Source organism: Pseudomonas shahriarae, from assembly GCF_014268455.2.
In the GTDB taxonomy this organism is placed as follows: domain Bacteria; phylum Pseudomonadota; class Gammaproteobacteria; order Pseudomonadales; family Pseudomonadaceae; genus Aquipseudomonas; species Aquipseudomonas shahriarae.
The window spans coordinates 299131-324457 of the sequence record NZ_CP077085.1 but is presented as its reverse complement, the minus strand read 5'-3'; the positions used below and the strand labels follow the sequence as shown (position 1 = coordinate 324457).

The following is a 25327-nucleotide window of genomic DNA, read 5'->3' as shown; positions in this document are numbered from 1 at the left end:
GTAAAGTTCGCCTGCAAAATGCCGCGCCCTGCTGTCATTTCAGCGGGGTCGTGCTGATCGGCCGCCCCAGTTGCGCCACTCGCGGTGCACTGGCCTTTTTACAAAAATCAAAAGCAAAAAGATCATGCAGGAGATTTGACGTGCACATTGGTGTTCCTCTCGAAACCCAGACCGGTGAAACGCGGGTTGCTGCAACCCCGGAAACCATCAAGAAGCTGATCGGCCAGGGCCATAAGGTCACTGTACAAAGCGGCGCAGGCATCAATGCCAGCGTCGTCGACAGTACCTATGAAGCGGCAGGCGCAACCATTGGCAGTGCCAGCGACGCGTTTGGCGCCGAGCTGATTCTCAAGGTGGTCGCCCCCAGCGACAGCGAACTGACGCTGATTAAAAGCGGCACCGTGTTGGTGGGCATGCTCAATCCGTTCAGCAACGAAACCATCACCCGCCTGGCCGAACATGGCATCACTGCCTTCGCCCTGGAGGCCGCCCCGCGCACCTCCCGTGCGCAGAGCCTGGATGTGCTGTCGTCCCAGGCCAACATTGCCGGCTACAAGGCGGTGTTGCTCGCGGCCCATCACTACCCGCGCTTCATGCCGATGCTGATGACTGCCGCCGGTACGGTGAAAGCCGCCCGTGTGCTGATCCTCGGTGCTGGTGTGGCCGGCCTGCAGGCCATCGCTACGGCGAAACGCCTGGGTGCCGTCATCGAAGCGTCCGACGTCCGTCCGGCCGTGAAGGAACAGATCGAATCCCTCGGCGCCAAGTTCGTCGACGTGCCCTACGAGACCGATGAAGAGCGCGAATGCGCCGTCGGTGTCGGCGGCTACGCACGCCCCATGCCCACCAGTTGGATGCAGCGTCAGGCCCTGGCCGTGCATGAGCGCGCCAAGCAAGCCGACATCGTCATCACCACCGCCCTGATCCCGGGTCGCAAGGCCCCGACGTTGCTGAGCGCCGAAACCGTCGCCCAGATGAAGCCAGGCTCCGTGGTGATCGACCTGGCCGCCGCCCAAGGTGGCAACTGCCCACTGACCGTCGCCGACCAGGTGGTGGTGGAGAACGGCGTGACCATTTGCGGCCCGACCAACCTTGCCGGTGCCGTCGCTGCCGACGCTTCAGCCCTTTACGCGCGCAACCTGCTGGACTTCCTGAAGCTGGTCTTCACCAAGGAAGGGCAGTTTGAAATCAACCTCGAAGACGACATCGTCGCCGCGTGCCTGATGTGCCGCGACGGCCAAGTCATCCGCAAAAACGCCTAAGCAGGGATTCAGACGATGGAAGAGCTTATCTCCCCCGGTATCTACAACCTGATCATCTTCGTGCTGGCGATTTATGTCGGTTACCACGTGGTCTGGAACGTCACCCCCGCGCTGCATACGCCGTTGATGGCCGTGACCAATGCAATCTCGGCGATTGTGATCGTCGGCGCCATGCTCGCCGCCGCACTCACCGTCACGCCACTGGGCAAGACCATGGGCACCCTGGCCGTGGCCCTGGCTGCCGTTAACGTGTTCGGCGGCTTCCTGGTTACCCGTAGGATGCTTGAGATGTTCAAGAAGAAAGCGCCCAAGGCTAAAGAAGAGGTGCAGAAGTAATGAGCATGAACCTCGTCACGACGCTCTACCTGATCGCGTCGATCTGCTTCATCCAGGCCCTCAAAGGCCTGTCGCACCCAACCACGTCCCGACGCGGCAACCTGTTCGGCATGCTGGGCATGGCGCTGGCGGTACTCACCACCGTTGGCCTCATCTATAAGCTCGGTGCAGAACTTGCCACTGCCGGCATCGGCTACGTGATTGTCGGCCTGCTGGTCGGCGGTACCGCCGGCTCGATCATGGCCAAGCGCGTAGAAATGACCAAGATGCCGGAACTGGTCGCCTTCATGCACAGCATGATCGGCCTGGCAGCGGTGTTTATTGCGATCGCCGCAGTGGTCGAGCCGCAATCCCTGGGGATCGTCAAGCAACTGGGCGATGCGATTCCTGCGGGCAACCGCCTGGAGCTGTTCCTCGGTGCCGCTATCGGTGCCATTACCTTCTCCGGTTCGGTGATTGCCTTCGGCAAGCTGTCAGGCAAGTACAAGTTCCGTCTATTCCAGGGCGCACCGGTACAGTTTGGCGGCCAGCATAAATTGAACCTGGTGTTGGGCCTGACCACCCTGGGTCTGGGCCTGGTGTTTATGTTCACCGGCAACCTCAGCGCCTTTGCCCTGATGCTGGCCCTGGCCTTCGTGCTGGGCGTGCTGATCATCATCCCGATTGGCGGCGCGGATATGCCGGTAGTCGTGTCGATGCTCAACAGCTACTCCGGCTGGGCTGCGGCGGGTATCGGCTTCTCGCTGAACAACTCGATGCTGATCATTGCCGGCTCCCTGGTAGGTTCGAGCGGCGCGATCCTCTCGTACATCATGTGCAAGGCGATGAACCGCTCGTTCTTCAACGTGCTGCTCGGCGGTTTCGGCAATACGCCGGATGCGGCAGGGCCGGCCGGTTCGAAAGAGGCGCGCCCGGTGAAGTCCGGTTCGGCTGACGACGCCACCTTCCTGCTGACCAACGCCGACACCGTGATCATCGTCCCAGGCTATGGCCTGGCGGTAGCGCGGGCGCAGCATGCACTTAAAGAACTGACCGAGAAGCTGACCCATCGCGGCGTCACCGTGAAATACGCGATCCACCCGGTCGCCGGGCGCATGCCTGGTCACATGAACGTGCTGCTGGCCGAGGCCGAAGTGCCGTATGACCAGGTGTTCGAGATGGAAGACATCAACTCCGAGTTCGGCCAGGCCGACGTGGTGCTGGTGCTCGGCGCCAACGACGTGGTCAACCCGGCCGCCAAGAACGATCCGAAATCGCCGATCGCCGGCATGCCGATTCTCGAAGCCTTCAAGGCCAAGACGATCATCGTCAACAAGCGCTCGATGGCCAGTGGTTATGCCGGCCTGGATAACGAACTGTTCTACCTGGACAAGACCATGATGGTCTTCGGCGACGCGAAGAAGGTCATTGAAGACATGGTCAAGGCTGTCGAATAAACACTGCTCCAGCGCAATACCCAAAACCCCGGCCTCCCGTAGGCTGGGGTTTTTTATTAACGGGAAAAACCCGACCAAAGGCTCTAAATCGCCACCTGGCATTCGACCATGGTAGCGGGACGAACGCCTTTGAAATCACTAGACTGCCCACCTTGCCTCCGTTGCCCGAGATAACAATCCATGTACCGTGATCGTATTCGCTTGCCTTCGCTGTTGAACAAGGTCATGAGCGCCGCCGATGCTGCCGCCCTGATCGAGGACGGTATGACCGTCGGCATGAGCGGCTTTACCCGCGCCGGTGAAGCCAAGGCTGTGCCCCACGCCCTGGCAGAACGCGCCAAGACCTCGCCCCTGAAAATCACCCTGATGACCGGCGCCAGCCTGGGCAACGACCTGGACAAGCAACTTACCGAAGCCGGCGTGCTGTCGCGCCGCATGCCGTTCCAGGTCGATAGCACGCTGCGCAAGGCGATCAATGCCGGCGAAGTAATGTTTATCGACCAGCATCTGTCGGAAACCGTCGAACAACTGCGTAACAACCAGCTCAAGCTGCCGGACATCGCAGTGATTGAAGCCGTGGCCATCACCGAGCAAGGCCATATCGTGCCCACCACCTCCGTGGGCAACTCGGCCAGTTTCGCGATTTTTGCCAAGCAGGTGATCATCGAGATCAACCTGGCGCACAATCCGAACCTCGAAGGCCTGCACGACATCTATATCCCGACCTACCGCCCGACCCGCACCCCGATCCCGCTGGTCAAGGTGGATGATCGCATCGGCAGCACCGCGATCCCGATCCCGCCAGAGAAGATCGTCGCCATCGTCATCACCAACCAGGCCGATTCCGCCTCCACGGTCACGCCGCCCGACAGCGACACCCAGTGGATCGCCAATCACCTGATCAACTTCCTCAAGCAGGAAGTGGACGCCGGGCGCATGACCAACAAGCTCGGCCCACTGCAGGCCGGTATCGGCAATATCGCCAACGCGGTGATGTGCGGCCTGATCGAATCGCCGTTCGAAGACCTGACTATGTACTCCGAAGTCCTCCAGGACTCGACCTTCGACCTGATTGACGCCGGCAAGCTGAGCTTTGCCTCCGGCAGTTCGATCACCTTGTCAGAGCGGCGCAATGCCGACGTGTTCGGCAACCTGGAGCGCTACAAAGACAAGCTGGTGCTGCGCCCGCAGGAAATCTCCAACCACCCGGAAGTGGTGCGGCGCCTGGGCATAATCGGCATCAACACGGCGCTGGAGTTCGACATCTACGGCAACGTCAACTCCACCCACATCTGCGGCACGCGGATGATGAACGGCATTGGCGGCTCGGGGGATTTCGCCCGCAACGCGCACCTGGCGATCTTTGTTACCAAATCCATTGCCAAGGGCGGGGCGATTTCCAGCGTGGTGCCGATGGTCAGCCATGTCGACCATACCGAGCATGACGTCGATATCCTCGTGACCGAGATCGGCCTGGCTGACCTGCGTGGCCTGGCGCCACGGGAGCGGGCACGGGTGATCATCGATAACTGCGTGCACCCGGACTACCGTGACGCCCTCAATAACTACTTCAACGCCGCCTGCGCCATCGGCGGGCATACCCCGCACATCCTGCGCGAAGCCTTGAGCTGGCACATCAACCTGGAAGAAACCGGGCACATGCTCAAAGGTTGATCAATACAGATCCGGGCGGATGCAAACACAGTTGCATTCGCTCGGAACTGAGCGCGGCATCTTTTAAAAAACTGTACTACTGTACCGGTCATTTCCTACCGAAAAACCCTACACCCCCTCTCCAAAATGCCTAAAACGCACCAAATAAGTGCCGACAGGTACAGTTGCCCCATTTCCGTACAGTACAGCCGCTATAAACAGTTAACTGGCCCCTCACAATACAGGTGAACTGTATCTAGAGAGTCTTGCGCCGGAGGAGGATCATTGGCATCAGTTAAACCACTACCTAATCCCGCCACAAGCGGAAGGATGTCATCATGGAACGTACACTCAGTTCCGAACTGTTCTTCGAAGATAAAGCTGTAAACACCCAGGCTTCCCTGCCTCTGCGCGTTATCGCCAACCTGATGTTGTGGCAGCGCCGCATCTCCAGCCGCCATCAACTGGCTCGTCTGGACTCGCGTCTGCTGGCCGATGCCGGGATCAGCGAAGCTCAACGCTACGAAGAGCTGAGCAAGCCGTTCTGGCGCTGATTTAGCGCCCGCTGGCCCTGACCTAACAGGTCCACAGCCAGCAACCCGAATTGTTGTAGCAGAACCCGCCCCGGGTAACCGGAGGCGGGTTTTGTGGTTTCTGGGAGGCTGAAAAATCAGCGCTCAGCCTCGCAACAAGTACAGTTTCATTGATTTAGGAATCGACCAGTACAATTTTATAACGATCGTTTTGTACTACCCCAATAGCCTTTCCGGGCAACGACTTCTCACTGCGTACTACCCGAACAGATAGGCGCCCGCTACTATCGCGTCATTAGTTCGTCCCATACACAGGAGTCACCCCATGTCCCGTCTTCGTTTGCTGAGCGCTGCAGCCCTGCTTGCCGTCGCCGCCAATGCCAGCGCCACCAGCCTGATTGTGACCACCGACTCGATTGTGGGCGCGCTTAAAGCCACGTCCGATGCCAGCTCCGATGCCACATCGTCCCTGCGCGACAACAAGGTCGTACGTGCTGCCCGTGACGATGCCGCCAGCTTCGTCGCCAGTGAAGGCGCGATCCGTGGCGTGAAGCTGGAAAGCGCCCTGGCGCAGATCCGCCAACAGGCGCCACAACTCAATGCGGCCACGGATGTGCAACTGGCCCAGGCGATCCTGGCCATCTGAGCCGGAGCTGTTTTGTAGGAGCCGGCAAGCCAGCTCCTACATAGAGGTGCCCGCGCTGGCTCTCGCCCGGGCATTACGCTAGCCTTGGCGCTCGTTTTCAGTTGTCGAGTCCCATGGCTTTTTCATACCGTTTGTTGATTGTTCCCACAGTGCTTGCCCTGTGCGGGGCCGGGCCTGCCCAGGCCTTTGATGTGTCCACGCAAGGCCTCGTCGCCAGTGCCTATGCCACCAGCAAAGTGACCTCGGCGCCGTTCGACCGTAAATTGCTACTGGCCGCCCAGGATGACGCTGCCGCGTTTATTGCCACTGACGGCCAATGGCGAGGCGCCCGGCTGGAAAGTGCACTGGATTATCTGCGTCGCACCCAACCAAAACTTAAGTCCAGTGACTTTGAACTGGCCCAGGCAATTCTCGTCCAATAATCATCCTTTCTCTTTGGAGTCGTTCCATGCGTCGCCCGTTGATCGCTGCTGTTCTCGGCCTGTTCCTGCTGGCCGATATCGCCCAGGCTCAAACCCTCGTGGCTACCAGTAACATCATTGTTCGTGCCTTCGGCCGCACCATTGATTTCACCTCGGACACAACCACCTCCATCCGTGACTCCAAAGTCGTGCGCGAAGCCCACGACGATGCCGCCAGCTTTGTCGCCAGCAATGGCGATATCCGTGGCGCGCAACTGGAAGCCGCCTTCGACACCCTGCGCACCCGCGTGCCAGAAGCCCGCGACGCCAGCGACCAGGTCCTCGCCGAAGCCATCCTCGCATTGTGAGGCGCTTCACCGCCTGGCTATTGGCTGCGACGGTACTGCTGGCAGGCAGCGCCGCCCAGGCCAGCCTGCAACTACGGCTCAAGACCGACGGCTTGAGCCCAGCCCAACAGCAGGCCAGCCAGGCATTGCTTGATGAAGCCATGCAGGCGCTGCCGCCGCGCTTCATCGAGCAACTGGACCGGCGCATCGACGTCGGCTGGACCGACGAGATGCCCGCCAATGCCTATGGCCAGGCGTCACTGGTCTCGGAACTGGACCTCAACCGCAAGCTGCTGGCCAGCCTCACGGACGGCACCGCCGCCACCCAGCAGACTCAGCGCCCCCATGGCACCGTGCGCCGGGAACTGCTCGCCACCGTGCTGCATGAACTGACCCACATCTATGACCGTGCGCGCCTGTGGCCCAAGGACCAGCGCTCGCTGATCCAGCGCTGCAGCCGCCAGAACAACATCACCGGCCTGATTGGCCTGCCCGATCAATGCCGTGGCCAGAATGACCGCCGTTTCACCCTCAGCGACGACCCGCGCTTGCTCGACCTGGCCGGCTGGCCGCAATACGTCGGCCGCCGTGGCGAGCGCGAGCAACACAATCGGCAAGTGGCCCGTAGTCCGGACCTGTACGAAATCACCAACCCCAAGGAGTTCGTCGCGGTCAACATGGAGTACTTCCTCCTCGACCCGAGCTACGCCTGCCGCCGTCCTGCGCTGTATCGCTACTACCAGGCACACTTCGGCTGGGCCCCGCCGGCCAAGGACACCTGCACCAACACTTTCGCCTTCCTCAATGCCGGTAACGATTTTGCCAAGACGCCCTTGGGCCAGGTCGATCCCGAGCGCGTGTACGCCATCGACTACCTGCTGGCCGAGGCCAACCAGAACCTGGTGAGCCGCTGGGGCCACAGCATGCTGCGCCTGGTGATCTGCGCCCCGGGCCGCCCCCGTGGCCCGGATTGCCGCCTGGACCTGGACCAGCACTTGGTGTTGTCCTACCGCGCATTCGTGGGCGACGTGCAGCTATCGAGTTGGGACGGACTGGTAGGCAAGTACCCCTCACGTCTGTTTGTACTGCCCCTGGCCCAGGTGATCGACGAATACACCAAGACCGAACTGCGCGGCCTGGCGTCGGTGCCCTTGATCCTCACGCGCCAGGAGATCAACGACACCGTCGAACACGCCGCCGAAATGCACTGGAGCTACGACGGCAATTACTACTTCCTCTCCAACAACTGCGCGGTCGAAGGCCTGAAACTGCTGCGCAGCGGCAGCGCCAACCCGCAACTGACCACCCTGGACAACATCACCCCCAACGGTTTGCTCGAAGTGCTCAAGGCCCGTGGGCTGGCCGACACCAGCGTGCTGGATGACCGCCGCGAAGCCTTGCGCCTGGGCTATCACTTCGACTCCTTCCGCGAGCGCTACCAGGCGATGTTCGAGGTGCTGAAGAAACACCTGCCGATCCCGCAGACCCAGGTCGAAGACTGGCTGGCCTTGAGCGCCGAGCAACGCAGGACCTGGTTCGACAAGGCTGACCTGCGCACCAGCGCCGCCTTGCTGCTGCTGGAACAGGCCAGCTTTCGCAAACAGCTGATGCTCGCCCAGGACGAGGTCAAGCAACGCTACCTCGGTGCCCGTGAGCTGAAGAACGGCGGCATGGCCAAGGCCGATGCCACCTTGCAGCAGATCCTCGCCAACAGCGGCTTCCTCAGCCGCCCGGCGGAGCTGCTCGGCAGCGGCGGCTATGGATTGCCCCAACCCAAGGAGTGGCAACGCCTGGAGTCGGAAAGCGCATCACGCCAGAAACAGCTGCAATCGTTGACCGGCGACCTGGACAAAGAGGTGAGGGCACTGCTGGAGCCTTCGCGGGCTGCAGAGATTGCCGCCTGCGAGGCCAATCTCAAGCAGGTGGGCGAACATCTGCGGGCCTTGCACAAGGCGGCCGGTGGCCTGCAACTGCCTTAAGGTCAACAGCATCGCGGGCAAGCCCGCGATAGCGCCCTTACAGACATCAAAACCAGACCAATCCCACGAAGCATCTGTTCATCGCCTGTTTACCCAGCGAAAGCTGGCTGAAAGCTTTCGCGATTAGGATCGCCCTCACTACCGGCAATAGACCGGTTGGCCAACCTGAGCTTTTCTACGCCCAGGGGCCCAATTAACAACAACAATGGTGATTCTGATGTCCGCTCCTACCCGCCTGTTTTTCCCGACTCCCCCCGTACGCCTCGCGCTTTTCGTTCTGCGCTGACCCCAACCCGGTTCGCCATTCCCTAGCCGCGCTACGCCTGGAGTATTCCTATGCTGACTTTCCTTGGCTTTGCCATGGTCATCACGTTCATGTTCCTGATCATGACCAAGCGCCTGTCGGCGCTGATCGCCCTGATCATCGTGCCGATCCTGTTCGCGCTGTTCGGTGGCTTTGCGCCAAAGATCGGCCCGATGATGCTCGAAGGCATCACCAAGCTCGCGCCCACCGGCGTGATGCTGATGTTTGCCATCCTCTACTTTGCCTTGATGATCGACTCTGGCCTGTTTGACCCGGCCGTGCGCAAGATCCTCAAGCTGGTCAAGGGCGACCCGCTTAAAGTCGCCGTCGGTACTGCCGTACTGGCACTGGTGGTGTCCCTGGATGGCGACGGTGCCACCACTTACATGATCTGCGTGGCCGCCATGCTGCCGCTGTACAAGCGCATTGGCATGAGCCCGCGGATCATGGCCGGCCTGATCATCCTCGCCGGTGGCGTGATGAACATGACGCCCTGGGGCGGCCCGACCGCCCGCGCCGCCAGCGCGCTGCACGTGGACCCCTCGGATATTTTCGTACCGATGATCCCGGCCATGGCCGCCGGCGTGGTCGCCATTCTGGTAATCGCCTATATGTACGGCCTGCGCGAGCGTGCTCGTCTGGGTGTGCTGCACTTGCAAGGCGATGAAGTCGACCATAGCGAAATCAGCGTCTCGCAGTTCCCCGATGCCCGTCGCCCGAAACTGATCTGGTTCAACGGCGCCCTGACCCTGGCCCTGATGTGCACCCTGATCGCCGGCCTGTTGCCGCTGCCTGTGCTGTTCATGGTGGCCTTCAGTATCGCGATGATCGTCAACTACCCGTGCCTGCAGCAGCAGAAAGACCGCGTTGCCGCCCACTCGGGCAGCGTGCTGGCAGTGGTCGGCCTGATCTTCGCCGCGGGTATCTTCACCGGCATCCTGTCGGGCACTGGCATGGTCGACGCCATGTCCAAGAGCCTGCTGGCGGTCATCCCTGAGGCTCTGGGCCCGTACCTGGCGGTGATCACCGCGCTGGTGAGCATGCCGTTCACCTTCTTCATGTCCAACGATGCGTTCTACTACGGCGTACTGCCGGTATTGGCCGAAGCCGCCAGCCACTACGGAATCACCGCCGCAGAAATGGGCCGTGCCTCAATCGTTGGCCAGCCGGTACACTTGCTCAGCCCGCTGGTGCCCTCGACTTACCTGTTGGTCGCCCTGGCCGGTATCGAATTTGGCGATCACCAACGCTTCACCCTGAAGTGGGCAGTATTGGTATGCCTGTGCATAATGTTCGCTGCATTGTTGTTGGGCACATTCCCGCTGTTCAGCACTCTATAATCGTAACAACCCACTGCGCCGGTCCTACTGCCGGCGCGGTCTAACACTCGCGCAAAGGAACACATATGGAATGGCTGACCAATCCGGAGATCTGGATTGCCTTCTTCACCTTGACGGCTCTCGAGATCGTCCTGGGCATCGATAACATCATCATGATTTCGATCCTGGTCAGCCGTATGCCCAAGCATATGCAGGCGCGCACCCGGATCTTCGGCCTGGCCCTGGCCATGGTCACGCGGATCCTGTTGCTGCTGTCGATCACCTGGGTCATGCAATTGACCGCCGACTTGTTCACCATTGCAGGCCAGGGTATTTCCGGTCGCGACCTGATCCTGTTCTTCGGCGGCCTGTTCCTCCTGTGGAAAAGCTCCCAGGAGATGTACCACGCCCTGGAAGGTGAAGACGAAACCCACGAAGAGCCGAAAGGCAAGGGTGGCAAGTTCATCTACACCATCATCCAGATCGCGATCATCGACATCGTGTTCTCCCTGGATTCGGTGATTACCGCCGTGGGTATGGTTTCCCACGTTCCGGTCATGGTCGCGGCGATCATCGTAGCGGTACTGGTGATGATGCTGGCAGCTGGCACCATCAGTGAGTTCATCGACAAGCACCCGTCGCTGAAAATGCTCGCGCTGTCGTTCCTGTTGATCGTGGGTACCGTGCTGATCGCTGAATCCTTCGACGTCCACGTGCCAAAAGGCTACGTGTACTTCGCCATGGCGTTCTCCCTGGCGGTAGAAGCGGTCAACATCAAGATGCGTAGCGCCATCGCGAAGAAGAAAAAGCAGCAGGATCCAGTGAAACTGCGCAAGGACATTCCGGGCCAGTAAACCTGCGATGACCGAATGAGGGGCCCCATGCGGGCCCCTTTTTTTCGCCTGCAAAAAGCTGATTTCATGACAGTTTTGTTTCAAAGCCGACTTTAGCTATGCGATGCTGGCGCACAGGCCGTTCGCCAACTACAGCTTAAGTACACAACCCAAAACGGCACGCGGCACTTTTTGCTCCACTTCGAGCACGACTCAATACAGGGGGCCGAGCATGCTGACCCTGCTCAATCTTCTTTCTGCGGTAACCCTGCTGATCTGGGGCACACATATCGTCCGTACTGGCATCCTGCGGGTCTACGGTTCCAACCTGCGCCAAGTCATCGGGCAGAACATGGCCAGGCGCTGGCTGGCGTTCATTGCCGGGATCCTGGTGACCGCCATGGTGCAAAGCAGCAACGCCACGGCGATGCTGGTGACCTCGTTTGTCGGCCAGGGCCTGATGGGCCTGACCCCCGCCCTGGCGACCATGCTCGGTGCCGACGTCGGGACCGCATTGATGGCGCGGGTGCTGACCCTGGATCTGTCGTGGCTGTCGCCGCTGCTGATCTTTCTCGGGGTGATCTTCTTCCTGTCGCGCAAGCAGACACGCGCCGGGCAGATGGGGCGGGTGGGGATCGGCCTGGGCCTGATCATTCTCGCCCTGCAACTGATCGTCGAAGCCGCCGGGCCGATTACCCAGGCCCAGGGCGTCAAAGTGCTGTTCGCCTCGCTGACCGGCGACATTCTGCTCGATGCCCTGGTGGGCGCGCTGTTTGCGATGATTTCCTACTCCAGCCTGGCCGCCGTGCTGCTGACCGCGACCCTGGCCGGCGCCGGGGTGATTGGCCTGCATGTGGCCATCGGCCTGGTGATCGGCGCCAATATCGGCAGCGGCGTGCTGGCCTTCCTCAGCACCAGCATGCAAAACGCCGCCGGCCGCCAAGTGGCCCTGGGCAGCCTGCTGTACAAGCTGATCGGCCTGTTGCTGATCATTCCCGTCCTTGACCCGCTGGTGCAGTGGATGGACACCCTGGACTACAGCGCCCAGGGCATGGTCATCACCTTTCATCTGCTCTACAACGTCACCCGCTGCCTGATTCTGCTGCCGACTATCGGCCCCATGGCACGCCTGTGTGCCTGGCTGCTGCCGGAGCGCCCAGAGGCCAATGGCCTGGCCAAACCCCGCCATCTCGACCCCACGGCGTTGACCACGCCGAGCCTGGCCCTGGCCAATGCCGCGCGGGAAACCCTGCGCCTAGGCGACCTGATCGACAACATGCTGACCGCCACGCTGGAAGTGCTGCGCGGCAAACAAACCGCGATCACCCAGGAAATGCGCAGCCTCAGCGATGATGTCGAGGCGCTCTACAGCGCGATCAAGCTGTACCTGGCGCAAATGCCCCGGGAGGACCTCAGCGAGCACGACAGCCGGCGCTGGGCCGAAATCATCGAGCTGTCGATCAACCTGAAGCTGGCCGGCGACTTGATCGAGCGCATGCTGCGCAAGGTCCAGCAGCAGAAAACCTCCCAGCGTCGCTCGTTTTCCGAAGTCGGGCTGGAGGAACTGGCCGACCTGCACAGCCAGTTGATCTCCAACCTGCGCCTGGGCCTGTCGGTATTCCTCAGCGCCGACCCGGAAAGCGCCCGCCAATTACTGCGCGAGAAGCGCCGCTTTCGCGCCCAGGAACGGCGCCTGGCCCACGCCCACGTCAGCCGCCTGCAACGCAAGATCGTGCAAAGTATCGAGACCAGCTCCCTGCACCTGGAGCTGATTGCCGACATGAAACGCCTGAACTCGTTGTTTTGCAGCAGTGCTTATGTAGTGTTGGAAACCTCCGAGACCGGCGCGCTGGCAGCGGACAATATTGCCGACATCACCCATTCGCCCTGAACGAACCGCACGCCCGGGGAGTCAGTTAAAAACACCGCCCAACCAATGTGGGAGCGGGCTTGCCCGCGATAGCGGTGTGTCAGCAGAAAAATGCATGCCTGACACACTGGCTGCTCCCAAAGTCATCACCCGCCAGGAACCCCGTTATGCGTCGCCTGTTATTCGCCTGCCTGCTCATAGGCTCGGCCCACGCCTTTGCCTTTGACCGCTTGCAGGTCGAAGGCTATCTGTTGCCCAACGGCCTGCAGTTGCTGCTCAAGCCGGGCACCGAACGTGGGCACGTGGCGATCCGCCTGGTGGTCGGTGTAGGCCTGGACGACTTCAGTTGCGCGGACAAGGAACTGCCGCACCTGCTGGAGCACCTGCTATTCAGCGGCATCAATGGCGGCGGCGAGGGCGAACTGGAAGAACAGATGCAGGCCCTGGGCGGGGAGTGGAACGCCTACACCAGCAATGCCGACACCACCTTCGTCATCGAAGCCCCGGCGCGCAACCAGCGCAAGGTGCTGGACCTGCTGATGGCAATCGTGACCCGTACCGAGCTGAGCGACGCCGCAATCAACGCGGCCAAACAGGTGGTGGAGCGCGAAGACGGCGGCCACTCTTCGCACCTGCAACGCCTGCTGGATCGCCAGGACCTGGGCCACAACGCCAGCAATCAACTGGCGGTGGAACTGGGCCTCAAATGCGCCGAGCGTGCCGAAGTCGAGCACCTGACCCGCGCCCAGTTGGAAAAGGTACGCCAGGACTGGTACGCCCCCAACAACATGACCCTGATCATCGTCGGCGACCTCGACAAACTGCTCCCGGCCTATCTGGAACGCACCTATGGCCAGCTCGAGCCGGTAGACCCCAGTGAACACCGGGCCTTACCGCAAACCCTTGAGGCCGCAGCGACCCAGCGTGACCTGGTCCGTGGCTGGGTCGGCGATGGCGCCAAGCTGCACTGGCTGTTTCCCGAGCCGATACTGGACGACCAGCACGACGCGACCTACGACCTGCTCAAGGACTATCTGGATTGGACGTTGTATCGCCAGTTGCGCCTGCAGCATGGCCTGTCCTACGGCCCGCGGAGCGAGCGCGAAGTGCTGGGCGGCGTGGGGTTCATGAGCCTGAACGCCGACCTGGACCGCGACAACCTGCCTGAAGCCGAACACGTCCTCGAAAACCTCAAGGCCAAGCTGCTTGAGGATGGCCTCGACCGAGTCACCTTTAGCCGCCTGCAACAAGCTGCCATCGACCGCCAGGCATGGGCCGTGCAGGGCAACAGTGGCCTGGCCGACTATTACTGGGGCGCCTTGGCCGACTACGCCGATGGCCGCTTCAGCGACCCGGCCAAGCGCATCAAGGCCGTAAGCCTGGCGCAAACCAACCAGGCTATGCGCCAGTTGCTCAACCAGCCCGGCTACTGGCGCATCGAAAAGCCGTTGCTCAGTTACGACGCCCTGGGCTGGATCGCCGCAGGCGTGCTGGGGCTGATTGCCATTGGGCTGATTGGCGTGCTCCGTTATCGCAAAGCAGTTGCGTAATCGCACGCCACTCAGAGGGCTAAGACGTTATTCTGTCTGGGATTTTTTCCTACAAAGACTGCGAACCGCCGAATGCCAAACCTGACCCATCTCATCCAGCGCATCCTCGAACTGATGAAGCGCTACCCAGGGGTGATCGCACTCGGCGGTTTTATCTCGGGGGTGGGCAGCTTTATCCTGGTGGACCGCCAGCAAGGCATGGCCAGCTGGATCGCGATCATCATGCTGGTGAGCTGGCTGTGGCTGATGCTGGAGAACAGCTTCACCCAGTTGTTCAGCAAGGTCTTCAAGCGGGAAATCCCCGAGCCGCTGCTGCGCTACGCCACGCAAATGATCCACCAGGAAAGCCTGTTTTTTGTCCTGCCATTCTTTTTTGTCACCACCACCTGGAACAGCAGCCAGGCAATCTTCACCGGTTTGCTGGGCGCCGCCGCACTCGTCTCGATCACCGACCCGCTGTACTACAAATGGCTGGCACCCAAGCGCTCGCTGTTTCTGGCGCTGCACACCCTGACCCTATTTGCCGCCTTGCTCACCGCGTTGCCGATCATCCTGCACCTGACCACCGCCGAAAGTTACAAACTGGCCCTGGGCGTAGCGATGGCCTTGTCGATCCCCAGCCTGGCAGTAAGCCTGCCACTGCGCAGCGTCAAGGGGTGGCTGATGCTGCTGGGCGTGACGGCGGCGATCGGTTGCGCGGGCTGGTTCCTGCGCAGTTGGGTGCCGCCGGCGACCCTGTGGATGAGCGAAGTGGCAATCAGCACCCAATTGCAGGACCGTACCCCCGGCGATGACCTCAAGGAAGTCAGCGCCAGCCAACTGCGCAGCAGCGGCCTGTACGCCTACACCGCGATCAACGCACCGCGCGGCCTGGACGAGCGCATCTACCATGTGTGGCAGTTCAACGGCAAAGAGGTCGACCGCATTGCCCTGGACATCCATGGCGGGCGCAAGGAAGGCTATCGGGCCTGGACGCACAAGCAGAACTTCCCGGCGAATGCCGCGGGCCGCTGGCAAGTGCGGGTGCTGACCGAAGATGGCCAGGTGATCGGCGTGTTGCGCTTTAAAGTCACGGACACAGCACCAACGGACACGCCAAAGTAGGATGGATCGTGCTATTACATAGCAATTGTGGAATAGCCAAACAAGCTCGGAGCTTATGACCAGTAGCACAACGGCAGGCAATGCCCACCTGGACGCGTCCACCCAACCGCCCCAACTCAGGGTCACCGGGGACTGGACGCTGGCCCACTACAGCGCCCTCAAGCGGTTGTCGGCGAGCCTCGACGGCCAGTACGACGCCAGCACCCGCGTCGACCTCAACGGCCTGGGCGCGCTAGACACTGCCGGCGCCTCGCTGCTCGTGGAACTGTTAGGGCCCGAGCGCATCGAGCACTCCGCCGAACAGTCCGACTGCAGTCTGCCCGCCGCCGACCGCGCGCTGCTCAAGACCGTCTACCGCTCCCTGAATGATTTCTGTGTGCCCGTCAAAGAGCCGCAGGAAAGCGCCGGCATCCAACTGCTGGCGCGCATCGGCGGCGCGGTGGATACCGTCTGGCAAGATGCCATGAAGCTGCTCGGCTTTATCGGCCTGATCCTCGAAACCCTCGCCCGTGGCGTGTTCCGGCCCAAGCGCTGGCGCCTGACGCCGATGGTGGCGCATATCGAACAGACCGGGCTCGACGCCGCGCCTATCGTCGCCTTGCTGACCTTTCTGGTGGGCGCCGTGGTTGCGTTTCTCGGCGCCACGGTGCTGGAAAGTTTCGGCGCAAGTATTTTCACCGTGGACCTGGTGGCGTTCTCCTTCCTGCGGGAGTTTGGCGTCCTTCTCACGGCAATCCTGATGGCCGGCCGTACCGCCAGTGCCTTCACCGCGCAGATCGGCTCGATGAAGGCCAACGAAGAAATCGACGCCATCCGCACACTGGGCCTGGACCCCATGGAGTTGCTGGTGCTGCCCCGCGTTCTCGCGTTGCTGGTGGCGCTGCCGATGCTGACCTTCCTCGCCATGATCTCCGGAATTATCGGCGGCGGCGTGGTGTGCGCCGTGGCCCTGGATATTTCGCCGGCGATGTTCCTCTCGCTGCTGCAATCGGATATTGGCGTCCAGCATTTGCTGGTGGGCCTGGTCAAAGCGCCGTTCTTCGCCTTCCTGATCGCCGCCATTGGCTGCCTGGAAGGCTTCAAGGTCAGCGGCAGCGCCGAATCGGTCGGTGCCCACACCACCTCTGCGGTGGTGCAATCAATTTTTGTGGTGATCGTGCTCGACGCGGTGGCCGCATTGTTCTTTATGGAGATGGGCTGGTGAGCCGTTTACAGCGTGCGCCCAGCGAGGCGGTGATCGAAGTCCGTGGCCTGTGCAACCGCTTTGGCCCGCAAAGCGTGCATGAAAACCTCGACCTGGACCTGTACAAGGGCGAGATCCTCGCCGTGGTCGGCGGCTCGGGCAGCGGCAAGTCGGTGCTGTTGCGCAGCATCGTCGGCCTGCGCCAGCCCAGTGAAGGCCAGGTGCGGGTCTTCGGGCAGAACCTGCCGAGCCTGGCGGAGCACGAGCGTTCCCTGGTGGAGCGGCGTTTCGGCGTGCTGTTCCAGAAGGGCGCGCTGTTTTCTTCGCTGACGGTCACGGAGAACGTCGCCCTGCCATTGATCGAACACGCCGGTCTCAGCCGTGCCGATGCCGAGCACCTGGCAGCGGTGAAGCTGGCCCTGGCCGGGCTGCCGTTGTCGGCGGCCGACAAATACCCGTCGTCACTCTCGGGCGGGATGATCAAACGTGCGGCCCTGGCCCGCGCCCTGGCCCTGGACCCGGACATTCTGTTTCTCGATGAACCGACAGCCGGCCTCGACCCCATTGGCGCAGCAGCCTTCGACCAGTTGATCCTGACCCTGCGCGATGCCTTGGGCCTGAGTGTGCTGCTGATCACCCATGACCTGGACACGCTCTACACCATCACCGACCGCGTGGCGGTGCTGGCGCAGAAAAAGGTATTGGTGGCCGGAGCCATAGATGTTGTTTCGGAAACGGACGACGCCTGGATTCACGAATACTTTCATGGCCCACGGGGCCGTGCGGCACTGGATGCCGCTCAACAGCTTAACGAGGTATGACATGGAAACCCGAGCCCATCATGTGATGATCGGTCTGTTCAGCGTGATCGTTGTGGTCGGCGCCATGCTGTTCGGCTTGTGGCTGGCCAAGTCCAGCGTCGACAGCGCGTTCCAGGATTACGAAGTGATCTTCAACGAAGCGGTCAGCGGCCTGTCCCAGGGCAGTGCGGTGCAGTACAGCGGGATCAAGGTCGGTGATGTCACCAGCCTGCGCCTGGACCCGAAAGACCCACGTCGCGTCCTGGCACGCATCCGCCTGGCCGGGCAGACGCCGATCAAGGAAGACACCCAGGCCAAGCTGGCGCTGACTGGCATCACCGGCACCTCGATCATTCAACTGAGCGGCGGCACCCCGCAAAGCCCCGAACTCAAGGGCAAGAACGGCAACCTGCCGCAGATCACCGCCTCGCCATCGCCCATCGCCCGGCTGCTGAACAACAGCAATGACCTGATGACCAGCATCAACCTGCTGCTGCACAACGCCAACCGCATGTTCTCGCCCGCCAACGTCGATCGCCTGAGCGGCACCCTGGCACACCTGGAGCAGACCACCGGGGCCATCGCCGAGCAACGGGGCGATATCAAGGTGGTGATGCAGCAACTGGCCCAGGTCAGCAAACAGGCCGGTGCCACCCTGGAGCAGACCACCGCGCTGATGCGCAACGCCAACGGCCTGCTCAACGACCAGGGCAAACAGATGTTCGGCAGCGCCGAAGGGGCCATGCGCTCCCTGGAGCAAAGCACCGCGACCATCAACACTTTGTTGAGCGACAACAAAGAGTCCCTGAACAGCGGCATGCAGGGCCTCAATGAACTGGCGCCGGCCGTGCGCGAACTGCGCGATACCCTCGGCTCCCTGCGGGCCATTTCCCGTCGCTTGGAAGCCAACCCCAGCGGGTACCTGCTGGGCAGTGACAAGAACAAGGAGTTCACGCCATGAAGCGTGCTTACCAAATGATCCTGCCGGTGGCCCTGGCCCTGGTCAGCGCCTGCTCGATCCTGCCCAAGGCCGATCCATCCAACGTCTATCGACTACCGGCAGCCCAGGCCACAGCCCATGGCAGCCCGGGCACCTGGTCATTGCGCCTGGCCAAGCCACAGGCCAGTGAGTTCATCGACAGCCCGCGCATTGCCGTGGTCCCCGAGGGCAACTTGATCAGCAGCTATGCCCAGTCGCGCTGGAGCGATCCGGCGCCGGTGTTGTTGCGCAACCGTCTGTTGGACGGTTTCCAGCGCGATGGCCGGGTGGCGTTCCTGAGCACCGATGACACCAACCTGCAGGCGGACTTCGAACTGGGCGGGCAGTTGCAGGCCTTCCAGAGCGAGTACCGGGGCGGGGCAGTGGAGGTGGTGATACGCCTGGACGCGCGACTGGTGCGCGGCAGTGACCAGCGGATCGTGGCGGCCAAGCGCTTTGAAGTGCGCCAGCCAGTGAGTGATACCCAGGTGCCGGCGGTGGTGGCCGGGTTTGGGTTGGCGGGGGATCAGTTGAACAAGCAGGTGGTGGATTGGGTGGTGGCGCAGGGCAATGCAGCGCCGAAACGCTGAGGGCCTCATCGCAGGCAAGCCAGCGCCCACATTCTGATGCGTAAACACCTTCAGATGTGGGAGCTGGCTTGCCTGCGATAGCGATCTAAGCCTTAGCCAAAGAACCAGTAGCAAACGGTAATCGCCGCCACCACACCGGCCAATTCCGCGAGCAACGCACACCCCACCGCGTGCCGCGCCCGCTGGATACCCACCGAGCCAAAGTACACCGCCAGCACATAGAAGGTGGTCTCGGTACTGCCCTGGATCGTCGCCGCCACCAGCGCCGCGAAGCTGTCCACTCCCTGGGTCTGCATGGTCTCGATCAGCATCGCCCGCGCCGCGCTGCCGGAGAAGGGCTTGACCATCGCCGTAGGCAAGGCGTCGACAAAACGCGTGTCCAGGCCGGCCCAGGCCACCAGGTGGCGAATGCCTTCCAGGCCAAACTCCAGCGCCCCGGAAGCACGCAGCACGCCGACCGCACACAACATCGCCACCAGGTACGGCAGCAGGTTCTTGGCAACGTCGAAGCCCTCTTTGGCACCTTCGACAAACGCTTCGTAGACCTTGACCTTGCGCAGCGCGCCGATCAGCAAGAACAGCATGATCAGGCCAAACAGCGTGAGGTTGCCGAGGATCGAGGACAAGCCTGCCAGGGCCGTCGCCGACATCGTGGCCAGCAAGGCCATAAAGCCACCCAGTACCAGCGCACCGGGGATCAGGTACGCCAGCACCACCGGGTCCCACAGGCGCAGGCGTTGCATCAGTGCTACCGACAGCAGGCCCACCAGGGTCGAGGCGCTGGTGGCCAGCAGGATCGGCAGGAACACCAGGGTCGGGTCGGGCGCGCCTTGCTGGGCGCGGTACATGAAGATCGTCACCGGCAGCAGGGTCAGGGAGGACGCGTTGAGCACCAGGAACAGGATCTGCGCGTTGGTCGCGGTGTTGGGGATCGGGTTGAGCTCTTGCAGCGCCTTCATGGCCTTGAGGCCGATCGGCGTCGCCGCGTTATCCAGGCCCAGGCCGTTGGCGGCAAAGTTGAGGGTGATCAGGCCGATGGCCGGGTGACCGGCCGGCACTTCCGGCATCAGCCGCAGGAACAGCGGGCCCAGAGCCTTGGCCAGCCACTCGACGATCCCGGCCTTCTCGGCGATGCGCAGAAAGCCCAGCCAGAGGGTCAGGGTACCGAACAGCAGCACCATCACTTCGACCGACAGCTTGGCCATGGCGAAGATACTCTCCACCATCGCCGCAAAGATCCCGGCATTGCCGCCCACCAGCCATTGCGCCAACGCCGATACCATTGCCACGACAAAGAAGCCAAGCCACAGGCCATTAAGCATCAGTCACACCCCTTTAAATATGTGGCGAATGATAGCGGGGCTGGCAGAAACGACAAACCCCGGATTTACCGGGGTTTGTGCGAATCAGGCAGGGATCAGCCGTGGCTGGTCTCGCCAGCCGGCAGCGCGGTCTTGGTGCGCCAGTGTGGCAGGGAGTTCCAGTAGCGCTCGCCCTTGGCATCGTCGTACATGCCTTCCCAGCGCGCGATGACCAACACGGCCAGGGCGTTGCCGATCACGTTCAGGGCGGTACGCGCCATGTCCATGATGCGGTCGACACCGGCGATGAACGCCAGGCCTTCCAATGGAATGCCCACGCTGCCCAGGGTTGCCAGCAGTACCACGAAGGACACGCCCGGCACACCGGCGATGCCTTTGGAGGTGACCATCAGGGTCAGTACCAGCATCAGTTGCTGGCCAACCGACAGGTCGATGCCATACAGCTGAGCAATGAAGATTGCCGCGATGCTCTGGTACAGGGTCGAACCGTCGAGGTTGAACGAGTAACCGGTAGGTACCACAAAGCTGCAAATGGCTTTCGGCGCACCGTAGGCTTCCATCTTCTCGATCACGCGCGGCAGCACGGTCTCGGAGCTGGCGGTGGAGTAGGCCAGTACCAGCTCATCTTTGAAGATGCGCATCAGCTTGATCACCGAGAAGCCAAACAGGCGAGCGATCAGGCCAAGAATCACAAAGGCAAAGAACAGGATGGCGACGTAAACCAGGATCACCAGCTTGGCCAATGGCAGCAGCGAGGCGAAGCCGAAGTTGGCCACGGTCACCGCGATCAGGGCGAATACACCGATAGGGGCGTACTTCATGATCATGTGGGTGACTTTGAACATGCTCTCGGACACGCCCTGGAACATGGTTACCAGGGGTTCGCGCAGGTCTGGCTTGAGGCTCGACAAGCCCAGGCCGAACAGCACGGAGAAGAAGATGATCGGCAGCATCTCGCCACGGGCTACGGCGGCAAAGATGTTAGACGGGATCAGGTTGAGGATGGTCTCGATGAACGCATGTTCATGCTGCACCTCGGCGGCGGTCGCCTGGTACTTGGAGATATCCACGGTACCCAGGGTACTCATGTCGATCCCGGCACCGGGGTGGAACAGGTTGGCCAGCAGCAGACCGACCACAATCGCAATGGTAGTGACCACTTCGAAGTAAACGATGGTCTTCACACCGATCCGACCGAGCTTTTTCGCATCCCCTACACCGGCGATTCCGACAATCAGCGACGAAATCACGATCGGGATCACGATCATCTTGATCAGGCGGATAAAGATATCGCCCGCCGGCTGCAACACGTTGCTGATCCACCAGGCTTTTTCGGCACTGAAGTGGTTGAGTACAGCACCGATTGCAATCCCTAGCACCAGACCGATGAGGATCTGCCAGGCGAGGCTTAGTTTTGCCTTCTTCATGTCATTACCCTTGTTTCAAGTGGACTCAGGCAGATGCGCCAGCTGGAACGCCCGGGAGCGAAAAAGTGTGAGCATCAGCCTCCGTAGAAGGTCACCGCAGATGGCCGATATGGCTTACTGGCAAGCGAAAAAAGGCGCAACTATTCCGATGCGGGGGGGCATAGTCTAATGCCGTAAACGCCTACCCTATGCCGAATCGGCATGGGTTTTTGCAAATAAAACTGTCTGTTTGGTCAGTTCGAATGCGACATTCTGTCAGGCATACATGCCGTGAACCGGCCATTTCAGGCTCGCTCAGGGATTTTCGGTTTTTTTGCCGGGAGGGAAAAACTCTTGAAAATTCCTACGCATACCATCGAAAAACCAGTCTGGCCGAGGCCAAACTTTCTCGATAGATGGTCGCGCAGTAACACTATGAAATGGTTGTGATGTAGCAGAAGGGAATTTTACAGCTATGGGCGGCATAAGCGCCTAGCGATCACTCTCAAGCCCGCCGCAAGTCCATCAGGCCATAACGGCCTGCGGACCTGCGTCGCAGCTTTTCTCCTGACCCGGCCCTTGCGCAGGCACTCCCTGTACCCGTAGGTCACGCCGATCCACCTTGATCAGAGCAACCCGGCCCCCTGGTCATGCATCGCCGTCAGGTGGCGGTGCAAACGGAAACAGGCAGTTGGCCGGTTTCCATGTTGGTGAGGCCCGCAGACGGACCTAGTACCAATTCGGATCTTTCTTCAGTTGCTCCATCAGCAACTTCTGCATGCCTTCATTCGGCTTGCCAAGAAAACGGTAGTCCGCATGCCGTGTCGGTGACTTGTCTGCCGGAAGCCCCGCAGGCACTTCGACCAACATCGCGTAGGCATCGTCCTTATCCATGCTGAAAGCCACGATCAGACGTTTATTCAGGCAGGTATCGGCCGTTTCACACAGCGGCCCGACCAAATAACCATCACCGTCTTCCGTCACCGCATTCATTTGCTCGGCGGTGCCCGAAAGATTGATCACCCATTCAGGCAAACGCTCTTCCTGCTTGACCACGCCCTGCCAGGTTTCGCGATATTGCGGGTCGGTATTGAGCAGGTCATTGGCCCGCGCCTGGCCGTCATTAGCGGCCATGGCCAAGCCACTGCCGCCCAACAGCAGGGCGGCAGCCAGGGTTTTAAAAGACAAGTTGGCCATGTTCAGCCTCGACCGCGACGGCCAAAGAAGAAGGAAGCGATGAACATCACCAGGAAAACGACAAAGAGAATCTTGGCGATACCCGTGGCGGTGCCCGCGATACCACCGAAGCCCAGGACTGCAGCCACAATGGCAATGATCAGGAATGTGATTGCCCAACTCAACATGGTGATTCTCCTTTTGCGTCTATAGAAGTGACTGCTGTGTAGCCATCCTGTCGCGACCCAACGGGGCGGCAGGTTCGTGCCTAGAACACCCAGCGTTCCTGGACAGGTTCGTCGTACAGGGCGATGTCCTGTTCAACGGCCATCATGCGTGGGGTTGTCACGTCGGCGCTGTGGCTGCCAACGGAACGGAAATGGGTCTGCGTCATGGGTGCGCGTTCGAACTGCGGGGTGGACGCCTGGCTCTGCTGCCAATGCTGTAACTGCTGGCCACCGATCAAGGTCACCATCAACGCAAGGCTGGCGAACAGACCCTGTTGAAGGCGCAGCGGCGATACACGCAATGGCTTGAGGCTTTGGCGAGTCATCCTGAATCTCTCCCGCATTTGTTTTGTTCGTTAATCACGCTTGTAAGAGAGATATTGCAGAGTGCGTGCCAGTTTTTTCGCCGAATAAAAACCAATAAAATCAGTAGCTTATAAGATCATTGGTTTTCTTATCAGCAGCATCCTGCACGATGCGCCTATCCTCACCGTGCGAAATGCACGATGGTCGTTGGTCGGATCAAGGGATCAGAACGGGCTGTGGGGCTGCCGAAGCATCAAGAAGGGTCAAAACCCACTGCCCAGGCATATAAGTAGGAAGGGTCTTAGATAGCTGCGCGATAGGGCCTTGAATCAATCAGAATAAACCATGCAACTTGCCCGATTATTCCGGGACTAACCAAGATCAATCATTCTTAATTTAAGGAGCGCGGGACAGATGGAATCAGCCAAGGAACTTCAAGGCCGCATTCTTTTAGTGGACGACGAGTCCGCGATCCTCCGCACCTTCCGCTACTGCCTGGAAGATGAAGGCTATACCGTCGCCACCGCCAACAGCGCGGCCCAGGCCGATGCCTTGTTGCAGCGCCAGGTGTTCGACCTGTGCTTCCTGGACCTGCGCCTGGGCGAAGACAACGGCCTGGATGTGCTGGCGCAAATGCGGATCCAGGCGCCCTGGATGCGCGTGGTGATCGTCACCGCCCACTCAGCCGTCGATACTGCCGTGGATGCGATCCAGGCGGGCGCGGCCGATTACCTGGTCAAGCCGTGCAGCCCGGACCAATTGCGCCTGGCCACCGCCAAGCAACTGGAAGTGCGCCAGCTGTCGGCACGCCTCGAAGCGCTGGAAGGCGAAGTACGCCAGCCCAAGGATGGCCTCGACTCCCATAGCCCGTCGATGATGGTGGTGCTCGAAACCGCCCGCCAAGTGGCCGGCACCGATGCCAATATCCTGATCCTCGGTGAATCCGGTACGGGTAAAGGTGAGCTGGCCAGGGCCATTCATGGCTGGAGTAAAAGGGCGAAAAAATCCTGCGTCACGATCAACTGCCCATCCCTGACCGCCGAACTGATGGAAAGCGAGCTGTTCGGCCACAGTCGCGGGGCCTTTACCGGCGCCAGCGAAAGCACCTTGGGGCGGGTCAATCAGGCGGACGGCGGTACGCTGTTTCTCGACGAGATCGGCGACTTTCCCCTGACGTTGCAACCCAAGTTGCTGCGTTTCATCCAGGACAAGGAATATGAACGGGTCGGCGACCCAGTCACTCGGCGCGCCGATGTGCGCATCCTGGCAGCGACCAACCTGAACCTGGAAGACATGGTGCGCGACGGGCGTTTTCGCGAAGACTTACTGTATCGGCTGAACGTCATCACCTTGCATCTGCCGCCCCTGCGCGAGCGCAGCGAAGATATCCTCGCCCTTGCCGACCGCTTCCTGGCGCGCTTCGTCAAAGAGTATGCGCGGCCGGCTCGCGGCTTCAGCGATGAGGCCCGTGAAGCCCTGCTCAACTACCGTTGGCCGGGCAATATCCGCGAACTGCGCAACGTCGTAGAGCGCGCGAGCATCATCTGCGCCCAGGAGAAAGTCGAAATCAGCCATCTGGGGATGGCCGAGCAACCGACCAACAATTCCCCGCGTATTGGTGCGGCGTTGAGCCTGGATGAATTGGAAAAGGCCCACATCGGCGCCGTCCTGGCCACCAGCGATACCCTGGACCAGGCGGCCAAGACCCTGGGCATTGATGCATCGACGCTGTATCGCAAACGCAAGCAATACAACCTGTGAGCTG

At 61.1% G+C, this 25327-nt stretch carries 24 protein-coding genes; 19 read left to right on the top strand and 5 right to left on the bottom strand.

The genetic code is table 11. From position 1 onward, the window contains the following. The first annotated feature begins 140 nt into the window (after positions 1-140). The 18 genes from HU773_RS01520 (at position 141) to HU773_RS01435 (ending at position 19125) form a co-directional block, all read left to right on the top strand. Positions 141-1262 carry a Re/Si-specific NAD(P)(+) transhydrogenase subunit alpha gene (locus HU773_RS01520; RefSeq protein WP_120731164.1) on the top strand — a complete coding sequence of 374 codons (1122 nt, stop codon included), beginning with the start codon at positions 141-143 and terminating at the stop codon, positions 1260-1262. Positions 1263-1277: 15 nt separating this feature from the next. Next, the gene (locus HU773_RS01515) at positions 1278-1598 is read left to right on the top strand and encodes an NAD(P) transhydrogenase subunit alpha part 2 (protein ID WP_003233786.1); all 321 of its coding nucleotides are present in this window, start codon (positions 1278-1280) and stop codon (positions 1596-1598) included. Then, positions 1598-3034, top strand: a complete 1437-nt coding sequence (locus HU773_RS01510) for an NAD(P)(+) transhydrogenase (Re/Si-specific) subunit beta (protein ID WP_057957922.1) — start codon at positions 1598-1600, stop codon at positions 3032-3034. The genes HU773_RS01515 and HU773_RS01510 overlap by 1 nt, the downstream gene beginning before the upstream one ends. A 180-nt stretch (positions 3035-3214) precedes the next feature. Further along, positions 3215-4708, top strand: a complete 1494-nt coding sequence (gene scpC, locus HU773_RS01505; protein ID WP_057957921.1) for a succinyl-CoA:acetate CoA-transferase ScpC — start codon at positions 3215-3217, stop codon at positions 4706-4708. A 317-nt stretch (positions 4709-5025) separates the two neighbouring features. After that, on the top strand, positions 5026-5241 hold the full coding sequence (locus HU773_RS01500; protein WP_007911656.1) for a DUF1127 domain-containing protein: 216 nt from the start codon (positions 5026-5028) through the stop codon (positions 5239-5241). A 304-nt stretch (positions 5242-5545) separates the two neighbouring features. Continuing rightward, positions 5546-5866, top strand: coding sequence for a DUF2388 domain-containing protein (locus HU773_RS01495; protein ID WP_057442142.1), 321 nt, complete (start codon positions 5546-5548; stop codon positions 5864-5866). Between the two features lie 113 nt (positions 5867-5979). Beyond that, on the top strand, positions 5980-6288 hold the full coding sequence (locus HU773_RS01490; protein WP_186625928.1) for a DUF2388 domain-containing protein: 309 nt from the start codon (positions 5980-5982) through the stop codon (positions 6286-6288). A 26-nt stretch (positions 6289-6314) separates the two neighbouring features. After that, positions 6315-6635, top strand: a complete 321-nt coding sequence (locus tag HU773_RS01485) for a DUF2388 domain-containing protein (protein WP_057442137.1) — start codon at positions 6315-6317, stop codon at positions 6633-6635. Beyond that, on the top strand, positions 6632-8593 hold the full coding sequence (locus tag HU773_RS01480) for a DUF7844 domain-containing protein (RefSeq protein ID WP_186625927.1): 1962 nt from the start codon (positions 6632-6634) through the stop codon (positions 8591-8593). Before HU773_RS01485 ends, HU773_RS01480 begins: the two co-directional genes overlap by 4 nt. A gap of 336 nt (positions 8594-8929) precedes the next feature. Continuing rightward, positions 8930-10237 carry a CitMHS family transporter gene (locus tag HU773_RS01475; protein WP_057442133.1) on the top strand — a complete coding sequence of 436 codons (1308 nt, stop codon included), beginning with the start codon at positions 8930-8932 and terminating at the stop codon, positions 10235-10237. Between the two features lie 65 nt (positions 10238-10302). Beyond that, positions 10303-11070, top strand: a complete 768-nt coding sequence (locus HU773_RS01470; RefSeq protein ID WP_057442131.1) for a TerC family protein — start codon at positions 10303-10305, stop codon at positions 11068-11070. A gap of 211 nt (positions 11071-11281) precedes the next feature. Then, complete coding sequence (locus HU773_RS01465; RefSeq protein ID WP_186625926.1) at positions 11282-12940, top strand: Na/Pi cotransporter family protein; 1659 nt, start codon at positions 11282-11284, stop codon at positions 12938-12940. Positions 12941-13086: 146 nt separating this feature from the next. Beyond that, positions 13087-14469: a M16 family metallopeptidase gene (locus HU773_RS01460; protein WP_057957917.1), complete on the top strand. Its 1383-nt coding sequence runs from the start codon at positions 13087-13089 to the stop codon at positions 14467-14469. A gap of 72 nt (positions 14470-14541) precedes the next feature. Continuing rightward, a complete protein-coding gene (locus HU773_RS01455; protein ID WP_169989900.1) occupies positions 14542-15573 on the top strand; it encodes a DUF5924 family protein in 1032 nt (343 codons plus the stop codon). A 55-nt stretch (positions 15574-15628) separates the two neighbouring features. After that, positions 15629-16777 carry an ABC transporter permease gene (locus tag HU773_RS01450; RefSeq protein WP_057957915.1) on the top strand — a complete coding sequence of 383 codons (1149 nt, stop codon included), beginning with the start codon at positions 15629-15631 and terminating at the stop codon, positions 16775-16777. Beyond that, complete coding sequence (locus tag HU773_RS01445) at positions 16774-17577, top strand: ABC transporter ATP-binding protein (protein WP_057439238.1); 804 nt, start codon at positions 16774-16776, stop codon at positions 17575-17577. Before HU773_RS01450 ends, HU773_RS01445 begins: the two co-directional genes overlap by 4 nt. A gap of 1 nt (position 17578) precedes the next feature. Continuing rightward, on the top strand, positions 17579-18517 hold the full coding sequence (locus tag HU773_RS01440) for an MlaD family protein (protein ID WP_057439239.1): 939 nt from the start codon (positions 17579-17581) through the stop codon (positions 18515-18517). Then, a complete protein-coding gene (locus tag HU773_RS01435; RefSeq protein ID WP_057957913.1) occupies positions 18514-19125 on the top strand; it encodes an ABC-type transport auxiliary lipoprotein family protein in 612 nt (203 codons plus the stop codon). Before HU773_RS01440 ends, HU773_RS01435 begins: the two co-directional genes overlap by 4 nt. Positions 19126-19217: 92 nt before the next feature. Here HU773_RS01435 and HU773_RS01430 read toward each other — a convergent pair whose 3' ends face one another. The 5 genes from HU773_RS01430 to HU773_RS01410 all read right to left on the bottom strand — a co-directional run bounded on the left by HU773_RS01430 (position 19218) and on the right by HU773_RS01410 (position 23582). Next, on the bottom strand, positions 19218-20447 hold the full coding sequence (locus HU773_RS01430) for a nucleoside recognition domain-containing protein (protein ID WP_057957912.1): 1230 nt from the start codon (positions 20445-20447) through the stop codon (positions 19218-19220). 95 nt (positions 20448-20542) lie between these two features. Continuing rightward, entirely contained in the window at positions 20543-21874 is a 1332-nt protein-coding gene (gene gltP, locus HU773_RS01425) for a glutamate/aspartate:proton symporter GltP (RefSeq protein WP_057957911.1), read from the bottom strand. Between the two features lie 708 nt (positions 21875-22582). Then, positions 22583-23050, bottom strand: a complete 468-nt coding sequence (locus HU773_RS01420) for an inhibitor of vertebrate lysozyme family protein (protein WP_120731152.1) — start codon at positions 23048-23050, stop codon at positions 22583-22585. 2 nt (positions 23051-23052) lie between these two features. Further along, positions 23053-23217, bottom strand: a complete 165-nt coding sequence (locus HU773_RS01415) for a DUF1328 domain-containing protein (protein WP_003170804.1) — start codon at positions 23215-23217, stop codon at positions 23053-23055. A gap of 80 nt (positions 23218-23297) precedes the next feature. Continuing rightward, positions 23298-23582, bottom strand: coding sequence for a hypothetical protein (locus tag HU773_RS01410; protein ID WP_186625925.1), 285 nt, complete (start codon positions 23580-23582; stop codon positions 23298-23300). A gap of 394 nt (positions 23583-23976) precedes the next feature. Here HU773_RS01410 and algB point away from each other — a divergent pair, with 394 nt between their 5' ends. Continuing rightward, entirely contained in the window at positions 23977-25323 is a 1347-nt protein-coding gene (gene algB / locus HU773_RS01405) for a sigma-54-dependent response regulator transcription factor AlgB (RefSeq protein WP_032862658.1), read from the top strand. The last annotated feature ends 4 nt before the right edge of the window (positions 25324-25327 follow it).